At 68.9% G+C, this 8,351-nt stretch carries 4 protein-coding genes; 2 read left to right on the top strand and 2 right to left on the bottom strand.

From position 1 onward, the window contains the following. Positions 1-991: 991 nt before the first annotated feature. Positions 992-2,845: a hypothetical protein gene (locus tag ABZ194_RS24135; protein ID WP_355599275.1), complete on the bottom strand. Its 1,854-nt coding sequence runs from the start codon at positions 2,843-2,845 to the stop codon at positions 992-994. A 661-nt stretch (positions 2,846-3,506) separates the two neighbouring features. Here ABZ194_RS24135 and ABZ194_RS24130 point away from each other — a divergent pair. After that, a complete protein-coding gene (locus tag ABZ194_RS24130; protein ID WP_355599274.1) occupies positions 3,507-4,223 on the top strand; it encodes a DUF998 domain-containing protein in 717 nt (238 codons plus the stop codon). 86 nt (positions 4,224-4,309) lie between these two features. Next, positions 4,310-5,752: a WGR domain-containing protein gene (locus ABZ194_RS24125; RefSeq protein WP_355599273.1), complete on the top strand. Its 1,443-nt coding sequence runs from the start codon at positions 4,310-4,312 to the stop codon at positions 5,750-5,752. A 192-nt stretch (positions 5,753-5,944) separates the two neighbouring features. Here the strand turns inward: ABZ194_RS24125 and ABZ194_RS24120 are convergent, their stop codons facing one another. Further along, on the bottom strand, positions 5,945-8,350 hold the full coding sequence (locus ABZ194_RS24120; protein WP_355599272.1) for a Tex family protein: 2,406 nt from the start codon (positions 8,348-8,350) through the stop codon (positions 5,945-5,947). Position 8,351: the final 1 nt, after the last annotated feature.

Here is an 8,351-nt window from a genome sequence, read left to right as displayed (position 1 = left end):
GCTTCACGATCTGCGCCATGCCTCACATTCTACCGCGCGATCGGTTAAGTATCGTGCGTGTTTCCGTACGGCGGTTCGCCGTGCGGCGAATCGCCGGCCCCTGCCCTGCTCCGCAGGGATCCGATTCCTCCCCCACCTGAAGGCGGGGGTCTCCTCGGAGGTTTCCTATGAGAGCGTCGTAGCCGTCCCAGTCGATGGCGACGGGATACCGGAGCGCCGTGAGGGGAGGGGGAGAAAAGTGGAGATGGGGTGGGAAAGAGAGAAGGGTGGGTAAGTGTCGCGCATGTCCTGTGGGAAAGGTGGGGATTGATATCCGGGTTTACGGCCGGACGAACGGAAAGTGACTGCGGTGAATAGCCGCGCGGATCGTCGGAAGAAAAATAAGAAAAACAGGTTTACTTCCGATCCGGTCAGGCTGTGGTGCTCCGGGTGAAGTCGTCCCGCGGCTGATCGGCGGTCCGTCGCGTCGCCGGTTGACCTGCCGCCGGTCGGTCTGTCCCGAGCGCCGAATCCGCCCCGGTTGCTGGACCGTCCCGGCCGAGGGGTGGTCGCGGTTGGTCACCGTCGGTTCCGCTGAGAGGAACCACAGCGAAGGGGCGCTGACGAGGTGCGGACGCGGGATGGGGCCGTGGGGTCGGCGGGATCGGCGGCGATGAAGGGCCGGAGATGTTCGGCCGGGCGGGACGCGACGGGGCCATTGAGCTCGGGTAATCGGGGGTGCTACGCGCTACGGCGCCTGCCCCCCACCATGGTCGGACGCTCCGCCGCCTGGTCTTTCTGCACTTCGGCGATGGCGGCGAGGATCGCCCGGGAGATCTTCTCTCGGGTACGACTCCGTATGGATTTTCGAGTGTCCCGCAGGAGGGACTTTACTTCCTCCTGGTCTTTGAGCAACTCATTGTCGGGCAAAGTGGACGACCGTACGTATTCGATGGGCTCCATCACGTAGATCCCATCGGGAGAGTCGTTCTTCAAGGCCGCTCCCGCCTCTCTATGTAACTGTATCGTCATTGAAGAGGGCCTCCTTACGCAAGAGTCTTCGGTATGCATTTGACCGCACCACCAGCTGGACCAGGACGTAGACGAGGTTGGCGCCTGCGAGATAGATGAGCGCGGACCACCACCATCCCACCTGGATGCCCAGTACGGCTGTGGAATCACCGACTTGGCCGGCGGCCTTGCTCAGCGGATCTGGTCTGTCCTGCTGAACCGCACCCGAGATGATAAACAGGACAGAAGCCGCTATGGATGTGAAACCCCCCAGAATAAGTGAGCAGCGGGCGGCAAGCGATGATCGAAGTACCGCCTCGGTGTCGGAGGCGAAGCCGAACCACGAGGCCGCGACCGCGGGAAGGACCAGGAGTACGGCGGGGATGTCGCTGTCGCGCGCGAGTTTTGTCATCTCGGCGACGCCGACCGCGCCGATCAGCAGGAAGGAGGTCACCGCCGTGATGGCCGCGCTGGCCAGCGTGCCCGGCGGCACCTCCCCGAAGGAGGCGGTGAGCCTGATGTTCTGCTGCTGCAGGCCGGCGAACCCGCGCATGTAGAGGTGGGCGTAGTGCTGTCCCCGCTTGCGGAGGAGCTGGAAGTAGGGCTCGCTGTCGCTGGCGGGCCTCACGTGGGCGCAGCCCCCGGAGCCGTCCGTCTCGACCTCCGATCTGCTCAGCTTCTGGCCGCACTCCGCGCAGCGGAGCGTCTGCTCCATCAGATACTGCGACTCCGGGGCCCTGACCTGCAGGTGATAGGACTTGGAGTTGTGGGCCATGCCCGGGGACATCTGTACCGTCACCGGGCGCAGGCCCAGCATCAGCCGGAGCCAGTGACGGAGCCGTTTGGACTTGTTCGGCGGGATGGTCGTCCGGCTGTAGGAGATCTGCAGGCGCCGTGGGCCGGGCATCTCCGGCACGACCGCGACCACGGGGAAGGCCTGGGCGAGGGTTCTGAGAAACTCCCGGAGCCAGGTGACGGTCTGGGCCTCGTCGTCGCCCTTTCCGGTGATGCCGATGTGGGCGAGACCCGCCTGGATGGTTCTCTCGGTCGTTTTGAGGGAGGGGGTCGTGTTGCCGCATATCAGCATGAGGAAGAGGGCCTCGGCCGTGTCGATCCCCTCCGAGGCCGCGCCCGCCCCGCGGTCGTTCTCCCGCAGGGCCGCCTGGATGAGGAAGTGCAGTGACGAGGAGATGAGCTGGATCGTTTCCTCGTAGCAGAGGATGTCGAGATCTCGGCCCTCTCGGTCCCGTACATGGAAATTATCGATCATTTCCTTCTTGGGGCAGTTCAGTATGGGCACGTATATCTCTGAATTGCCGGCGTCCTCGTCGCCGGACCGGTCGCCGTCTCTGTTCTCGGTGACCTCTCTCCGCTCCCAGGAGGCGTCCAGCAGGGCATCCGACAGGGAAAGCTCCACTCTGACGTCCTGAACGATTACGCGACCTTCGAGGGAGACGGTCTCCACCGTGCGCATCCGCGACTTCTCCGGCTGGAGAACCAGCGAGACGAACATCGGCAGGGAGATCATCTTGTCCGACAGCGCCGCCTCGGCGCGGAGGTCGAAGACCCGCTGCAGGTCCGGGATGCTCATGTCCAGCGCGGACATGCCACTGCCGTCGGCCGTGGAGGGCGCCAGGGGGGTCGCGCGTCTTCTGTACCGATAGTTGATCACTAAGACGATCGACGCTGTGAACGCCACCCAGGCGAGAGCCATCAGGGGGCGCGGATGAAAGATCGGCTGTGGCCCGCCCGCCGCGAGAAAGGGCGACTGCCAGGGCAGCCGAAAGAAGGCCAGCCAGCCCAGTATCGCGGACACGAACCCTGCCGAGAGCGAGAAGATCCTGTGCCAGCTCATTGGATGATTGCGCAACCTCTCCGGTCTCATGCGAGCGGTTTCGTCTCGCTTACCATGGAGAAATCGCTTCAATGGCACTCCCGGTTTACCGGCTGGGGCGCCGGAGTGTCTTCTTAATGAAATTGAGACCGGAAGGCAAGGTAAATCTCCAACCTTCTATGGAAGATGCGAATTTAACCGGTAAACGCCCGCAGACTCCTCAAATGTCGCTAAAGCCTACAGTTTTCCCAAACTGGACATGATCTGTGCCGGCTCGACAGATGTCGTCGGCTCCGAAGTGGCCTGACGGAGCGGAGGCCTTTCCGCCGGGGAAAGACCGGGAGAGATCGAGGAGGGCTGGGAGGACCGGGAGGGCCGGTAGGGAGCGAGGAGGGCCGGGACCGGGGCGGGAGGACTGGGAAGGGCAGCCCGGGGGCCGGAGCCGGGACCGGGACCGGGGCGGGCCCGGTGGGGCGACCCTGAGGGGGGCCGCACCACCTTCGACGGTCTTCGCGCAGCTCAGGGTCGTGGTGGCGGCGGAATCCCCCTGGTGCTGGCACTACTCCTCCCCGGATCCCCTCGGGGATCGGTCAGGGGCGACTGGGGATCATTTCGGGTGTTCCATGGCGGGCGCCGTCGCCATGGTTGAGTCATGGGGAGTCAAGCTTTTTCCGGATCCGGGATGATCCTCGCCGGCTACACGGCGATCGGCGCCGGGAGCGTGGCGATGCTGGGCCTGCACGTGATCACCGGTCTCGACCCGGTGCACACCGTGATCAGTGAGTACGCGTTCGAGCCGGACGGCTGGCTGCTGCCCGTCTCCCTGACGTTCCTCGCCGTCGGCGCGGCGGCTTTCGGGGGAGCGCTGGCCCGGCGCGGCCACGACCGCGGGGCCGCGGCGCTGGTCTGCGCCTGGGGACTGTGCATGGTGCTGATCGGGGCCTTCCCCACCGACGAGCCCGGGGTGCCGCTGTCCATGTCGGGGGGCATCCACCGGTACGCGGCCTTCGCGGCCTTCCTGATGATGCCGGTGGCGGGCCTGATCCTGGCGGGGCGCTACGCCACCGGCCGCCACGCCCGGTTGATGCGCCTGCTGAGCCTGGCCTCGCTGGGCGTGCTGCTCCTGGTGGTGATCCCCTACGTCGTGCGGATGTTCGGGATCGAGCTGACCAACGACGACATCCCCGCCGGAGTGGCCCAGCGGCTGGTGGTGGGCTTCGAGGTGGCGCTGCTGACACTGCTCGGCCTGGCGCCGGCGGCCAGGCGTGGCGGCGACCACGCCGCCCGCCCGCGCCCCTCCACCGCCGGCGCGTGCCGGCCGCACGGGACCATCCCGCACGGGAGAGCCACCCGGACGGGAGACCTCACCTCGGTGGGACGGCTCTCACCAAGACCATAGCCGCGTGGCCCATTCTGCGGAGAAGACCGGATTTGTCGTTCGGCTGCCGTACGCTCCCCGAAAATCGATCAACGGAGAGGTGTGGCATGGCGGCGCGGAGCACGTACCTGGAGCTGTCCGAGGATGGCGGCGGCTCCCACAAGTTCTACGAGGTCGTGCACGACGGGCTGCGGGTGACGATTACCTATGGCCGGATCGGTGAGCAGGGCCAGTCCAAGATCTCGGCCTTCGCCAGCGAGGAGAAGGCCGCGGCCGTGGCGGCGAAGAAGATCGGGGAGAAGGTCCGCAAGGGATACGCCCCGGCGGTCCGCGGAATGCGCCAGCGCCGCGCGGTCACCCGGCGCAGCGTGGAGAGTGTCCGCTCCACCGCCACCCAGGCGCCGGTGCTCTGGCGCTTCGCCAGCGGCGCGGCGGCGTTCGGCGTCTTCGTCGACTCCGAGCGCTGCTGGGTCGGCAACCAGAACGGCGACGTCTACACCGTCACCCACGGGGGCACCGTCACCGGCCGGTTCCGGCTGCCCGACGGTGTGAAGTGCATCGTCGCCGACGACTTCTGGATCTACGCGGGGGCCGACGACGGCAAGGTCTACGACCTCAGCGGGAAGGTGCCCCGGCTCGCCTACGAGATCGCCGAGGACGTCGACATCTACTGGCTGGACATCCACGACGGAGTGCTGGGCGTCTCCGACCGGGCCGGACGGATCACCACCATCGACCACGAGGACGAGTTCCAGTGGGCACGCAAGGGCCGGGGCGACTCGGCCTGGATGGTCCGCTGCGACGACGAGGCCGTCTACCACGGCCACTCCACCGGCGTGGCCCGGTACGACGCCGCCGACGGCGCTCCGGTCTGGGAGACCGGCCTGGCCGGTGCGGTGCTCTTCGGCTGGCAGGAGGCCGGGTCGGTCTACGCCGGCACCTCACGCGGTGCCGTGCACCGGCTCCGCAAGTCCGACGGCGCGACCGAGGCCGTCTACCGCTGCGACGCCACCGTCTTCTCCTGCGCCACCGCCCCCGGCGGCCGCTACGTCTTCGCCGGGGACAACCACTCCTCGATCTACTGCTTCGACCGGAGCGGCGAGCGCCTGTGGAAACTGGCCACCGGCTGCGGCTCGGCCTTCTCCATGCAGCATCTCGACGACCGCCTCTACATCGTCACCACCGACGGCACCCTGGCCTGCATCGACGCCACGGAGGAGGCGATCAGGGCGGCCCAGGCGGGTACGGTTCCCGAGCCGGTGGACGTCAAGGCGGCGGCCGGCCTGGCCGCGGTGGAACCCGTCGCGGCGCTGGAGACCGTGGTGCTGGACGCCGTCTCCACCGTCGGCGGCGGCGTGGTCGTGGAGTGCTTCCGGGAGGGGGACCGGCTCCGGGTGCGAGTGGTCAGCGAGGGCTACGACCCGCGCTGGAACGTGCAGTTCCCCAAGGGGGTGCGCGAGGCGGGGGTCCGGTATCTCGTGGAGGGCGTCCGCAGCTCCGGGCGAGGCGGCTTCTACCGCGCCTACGGCGACATCAGGCGCCTGCTCTGAAGAGAGCCGTACGGCCCCGCCACCCGGTGCGCGGGCGGCGGGGCCGTACGGTGTCAGGGATCCGTCAGGGATCCGTCAGGGATCCGTCAGGGATCCGGCGGGGGAACCCGGCCCGGCGGCGGACGTCCACCGGGTGATGACCGGTCAACGCCCGCCGCCTTACCAACCGGCGCCTTACCGATGGGTGCCGTGCTAACGGGTGCCGCCGGAGCCGTCGAGTCCGGCGCGGCGCAGCGCGTCGGCCATCGCGCCGCTCGGCGCGCCGCCCTGCCGCCCGCCACGGCCGCCCTGCTGCTGCCGCTCGGCGCGCCCCCGCTGTTGCCGGCTTTCGCCTCCCCGCCGGTCTTCGCCTCCTTGCCGGCCCTCACCGCCCTGCTGACCTTCCCGCCTCTGCCGGCCGTCACGCCGTTCGCCGCCGGTCTGGTCGCGGCGGCCGGAGCCCTTCGCGGGCTCGTCCTCCAGCCGGAGGGTGAGCGAGATGCGCTTGCGGGGGATGTCGATGTCGAGCACCTTCACCCGGACGATGTCACCGGGCTTGACCACCTCGCGCGGATCCCTGACGAAGGTGTGCGACAGCGCCGAGACGTGCACCAGGCCGTCCTGATGCACGCCGACGTCGACGAACGCCCCGAAGGCCGCGACGTTGGTGACCACACCCTCAAGCAGCATGCCGGGCTTGAGGTCGGAGATCTTCTCCACGCCCTCCTTGAAGGTCGCGGTCTTGAAGGCCGGACGCGGGTCGCGGCCGGGTTTCTCCAGCTCGGACAGGATGTCGGTGACGGTCGGCAGGCCGAAGGTGTCGTCGGTGAAGTCCTGGGGGCGCAGGGACCGCAGCACCGAGCCGTTGCCGATCAGGTTCGTGAGATCGGCGCCGGTGGTCCGCAGGATCCGGCGCACCACGGGGTAGGACTCGGGGTGCACGCTGGAGGCGTCGAGCGGATCGTCCCCGCCGGGGATGCGCAGGAAGCCCGCGCACTGCTCGAAGGCCTTGGGGCCGAGCCTGGCGACGTCCTTGAGCGCTCTGCGGGAGCGGAACGGGCCGTTGGCGTCGCGGTGGTGGACGATGTTCTCCGCGAGGCCGGCGCCGATGCCGGAGACCCGGGTCAGCAGCGGCGCCGAGGCGGTGTTGACGTCCACGCCGACCGCGTTCACGCAGTCCTCGACCACCGCGTCGAGCGAGCGGGAGAGCCTGCTCTCGGCGAGGTCGTGCTGGTACTGGCCGACGCCGATCGACTTTGGGTCGATCTTGACGAGCTCGGCCAGCGGGTCCTGGAGGCGGCGCGCGATGGAGACGGCCCCGCGCAGCGAAACGTCCAGGCCGGGGAGCTCCTGGGAGGCGAAGGCGGAGGCGGAGTAGACCGACGCCCCGGCCTCCGACACCACGATCTTGGTCAGTCCGGGGACCAGCTTCACCAGCTCGCCCGCGAGCCTGTCGGTCTCCCGCGAGGCGGTGCCGTTGCCGATCGAGACCAGCTCCACGTTGTGCGCCCTGGCGAGCGTGGCGAGCGTGGCCAGCGACTCGTCCCAGCGGCGGCGCGGCTCGTGGGGGTAGATCGTGTCGGTGGCCAGGACCTTGCCGGTGGCGTCCACCACGGCGACCTTCACGCCGGTGCGCAGGCCGGGGTCCAGCCCCATGGTGGCGCGGCTTCCCGCGGGGGCGGCGAGCAGCAGGTCGCGCAGGTTGGCGGCGAACACGCGCACCGCCTCGTCCTCGGCCGCCTGCCACATGCGCATCCGCAGGTCGATGCCGAGATGGACGAGGATGCGGGTGCGCCAGGCCCAGCGGACCGTGTCCGTCAGCCACCTGTCGGCGGGGCGCCCCCGGTCCGAGACGCCGAACCGGTGCGCGATGCTCCCCTCGTAACCGCCGGTGGGCTCGGCCTCCGGCTCCAGGGTCAGCGTGAGGATCTCCTCCTTCTCCCCCCGGAACATCGCCAGGATCCGGTGGGAGGGCAACTTGGTGAACGGCTCGGCGAAGTCGAAGTAGTCGGAGAACTTGGCCCCCTCCTCCTCCTTGCCCTCGCGGACGGCGGCGACCAGGCGGCCCTTCGTCCACATGCGCTCGCGCAGCTCCCCGACCAGGTCGGCGTCCTCGCCAAACCGCTCGACGAGGATCGCCCGAGCCCCGTCCAGCGCGGCGGCGGCGTCGGCCACCCCCTCGCCGACGAAGGCCGCCGCGGCGGTCTGCGGGTCGGTCCGCGGGTCGGCGAGCAGGCCGTCGGCGAGGGGTTCGAGCCCGGCCTCCCTGGCGATCTGCGCCTTGGTCCGCCGCTTGGGCTTGTAGGGCAGGTAGATGTCCTCCAGCCGCGCCTTGGAGTCGGCCGCCGCGATCCGCGCTTCGAGGACCTCGTCAAGCCTGCCCTGGCCGCGGATCGACTCCAGGATCGCGGCACGCCGCTCCTCCAGCTCACGCAGATAGCGCAACCGCTCCTCAAGCGTGCGCAGCTGCGCGTCGTCGAGCGTCTCGGTGGCCTCCTTGCGATAGCGGGCGATGAACGGCACCGTGGCCCCGCCGTCGAGCAGTTCCACCGCCGCCCGCACCTGCCGTTCGCGCACACCCAGCTCTTCGGCGATCCGCTGATGAATAGACGTCGTCACG

This window comes from Streptosporangium sp. NPDC006007 (assembly GCF_040614315.1).
Taxonomy (GTDB): domain Bacteria; phylum Actinomycetota; class Actinomycetes; order Streptosporangiales; family Streptosporangiaceae; genus Streptosporangium.
Note: the sequence above shows the minus strand (reverse complement) of the source record. Positions and strands in the feature narration are given on the sequence as shown.

Coding starts and splice junctions, on each gene's coding strand:
- ABZ194_RS24130 (WP_355599274.1), top strand. CDS start 3,507: ATGATCCTCGCCGGCTACACGGCGATCGGCGCCGGGAGCGTGGCGATG.
- ABZ194_RS24125 (WP_355599273.1), top strand. CDS start 4,310: ATGGCGGCGCGGAGCACGTACCTGGAGCTGTCCGAGGATGGCGGCGGC.
- ABZ194_RS24135 (WP_355599275.1), bottom strand. CDS start 2,845: ATGAGCTGGCACAGGATCTTCTCGCTCTCGGCAGGGTTCGTGTCCGCG.